The following is a 2,335-nucleotide window of genomic DNA, read 5'->3' as shown; positions in this document are numbered from 1 at the left end:
CAGGCAGTCCGGCCGCCGCGCGCCGCCGGCAAGCTCAGCAGCGGTGCGATCATGGCGACAGTGGCCGTGCTGGTGGTGGCAGGCATCTCCGGCGCGATCGCGCTCAGGGAAAAGCCGTTTCGTAAGCCGCAACAGGTTGCCGTTTCAACGCCGAAAGTGACCGCGGCGGCCGAACCTGCCGCCGCGCCGCCTGCATTGGCCCCGGCGGCACCGAAGCCGGAGGCGCCGGTCAAATCAGGTGGGCCGCAGATCATCCATGTGCAGACGGAGGAGGGCGATGGGCCGCCCAAGGCAGCGATCGTCATTCGCGACCCGTCGACCGTCGGCCAGAACCTGAAGGTCGCGCATATTCCAGACAAGGCGCTGATCGAGGCCAGCGAGACCGGGCCGTTGCCGGTGCGCGCCGCCGATGGCAGGCGGCCGTTCGACGTCTATGCGCGGCCCTGGTCGGGCGGGCGCGGCGCACGGGTGGCGATCGTCATCGGTGGACTTTCGGTTTCGCAGACCGGCACCCAGGCGGCCATCGCCAAGCTGCCGGCGGAAGTGACGCTGGCCTTCGCGCCGCAAGGCAACAGCATCGGCCGCTGGATGCAGGCAGCCAGGCAGAGCGGCCACGAGATCGTCATGCAGGTGCCGCTCGAACCGTTCGATTATCCCAAGGTCAATCCGGGACGCAACACGCTGACGGTGGCGGCGAGCGCGGACGAGAACCTGAAGAGCCTGCACTGGGCGCTGTCGCGGACGACCAACTATACCGGCGTCATGAACTATATGGGCGCCCGCTTTTCCGCTGACGCGGCGGCGATGGAGCCGTTCATCGCCGAGCTCGGCAAACGCGGCCTCGCCTATATCGATGACGGCTCGTCGGCGCGCAGTCTGGCGCCGGATCTGGCGCTGAAGGACGGCGTGCCCTTCGTCGCCGGCGACATGGCGATTGATGCCGTGCAGGATCGCGGCGAAATCCTGAAGAAGCTCGACAGCCTGGAGGCGACCGCGCGGGCCAAAGGCACTGCCGTCGGCATCGGTTCGGCCTTCGACCTGACGGTCGATACCGTGTCATCCTGGGTGGTCGAGGCCAAGAAGCGCGGCATCGAGATCGTGCCGATTTCAGCGGTGGCTATCGATCCGCAAAAAGGCTAGCCCTCGGAAGACGGCTGGAAAGAGTGACTGATGCCAAAGACGAACAAAATCGACCGCGAAACGCTGCCTTACCGACCCTGCGTCGGGCTGATGATCCTCAATGCCGAGGGCCTGGTCTGGGTCGGGCACCGCATTGCCGAACCGGACAGCGAATTTGCCGGCACGACGCAGCTCTGGCAGATGCCACAAGGCGGCATCGACGAGGGCGAGGAGCCCCTGCAGGCGGCCGAGCGCGAGCTCTATGAGGAGACCGGCATGCGCGGCGTCTCGCTACTGGCCGAGGCGCCGGACTGGATCAACTATGATTTGCCGGAGCATCTCGTCGGCATCGCCTTCAAGGGCCGGTATCGCGGCCAGACGCAGAAATGGTTCGCCTTTCGCTTCCACGGCGATGTCAGCGAGATCCAGATCAATCCGCCGCCGGGTGGCCACACCGCCGAGTTCGACAAATGGGCATGGCGGCCGATGCAGGACCTTCCCGACCTGATCGTGCCGTTCAAGCGCCATGTCTATGAGGATGTGGTGGCGGCGTTCCGGCATCTGGTGCGATAGTAGGGGAGTAGGGGAGTAGGGGAGTAGGGTTGAATGTTCTGTTGCGGTCCGCGCCAAATTCTACTGACTACTGACTACTGACTAACCCATCCACCACAAGAACGGTCGCCATGAACGACGCCCTCCAAAAATCGCCGCCAGAAGAGGTCACCGCCACGAGCGAAGTGGCGGCTGGGGCCATCCTCACCATCGATCTCGGTGCAATCCGTGAAAACTACCGGCGGCTGAAGGCGCGGTTGGGCGATGTTGCCTGCGCTGGTGTGCTCAAGGCGGACGGCTACGGCCTTGGCGCCGGCCAGGTCGGGGCGGCACTGCTGCGCGAAGGCTGCGATATCTTCTTCGTTGCGCTTCTGGGCGAAGGCGTCGCCCTGCGCCGCTCGCTTGGGGCCGGCCCTGCCATTTTCGTGTTGAACGGCATTCCGCCCGGTGCCGAGCCGGACGCCGTGGCAGCAAACCTTTGCGCTGTTATCAACAGCCACGAGCAACTGGCAGCCTGGCGTGCTGCGGCCCGCCGCGCCGGCCGAAAACTGCCGGCCGCGGTCCAGGTCGACAGCGGCATGTCGCGGCTCGGCATGGCGCCTCGGGATGTGGATCGCATCGCCGCCGATCCGCAGGCTTTCGACGGCATCGACATCCGTTACGT

General features: G+C 65.8%; 3 protein-coding genes. All 3 read left to right on the top strand.

Translation table 11 applies throughout. The features are described from left to right. On the top strand, positions 1-1,140 hold a 1,140-nt coding region (locus tag EN969_RS27085; RefSeq protein WP_164758527.1), incomplete at its 5' end, for a divergent polysaccharide deacetylase family protein. 30 nt (positions 1,141-1,170) lie between these two features. Next, complete coding sequence (locus EN969_RS27080; RefSeq protein ID WP_013529078.1) at positions 1,171-1,692, top strand: RNA pyrophosphohydrolase; 522 nt, start codon at positions 1,171-1,173, stop codon at positions 1,690-1,692. Positions 1,693-1,802: 110 nt separating this feature from the next. After that, on the top strand, positions 1,803-2,335 hold a 533-nt coding region (locus EN969_RS27075; protein ID WP_206525238.1), incomplete at its 3' end, for an alanine racemase.

Origin of the sequence: Mesorhizobium sp. M7A.F.Ca.CA.003.01.2.1, assembly GCF_003998945.1 — a bacterium.
Taxonomy (GTDB): domain Bacteria; phylum Pseudomonadota; class Alphaproteobacteria; order Rhizobiales; family Rhizobiaceae; genus Mesorhizobium; species Mesorhizobium ciceri.
Note: the sequence above shows the minus strand (reverse complement) of the source record. Positions and strands in the feature narration are given on the sequence as shown.

Coding starts and splice junctions, on each gene's coding strand:
- EN969_RS27080 (WP_013529078.1), top strand. CDS start 1,171: ATGCCAAAGACGAACAAAATCGACCGCGAAACGCTGCCTTACCGACCC.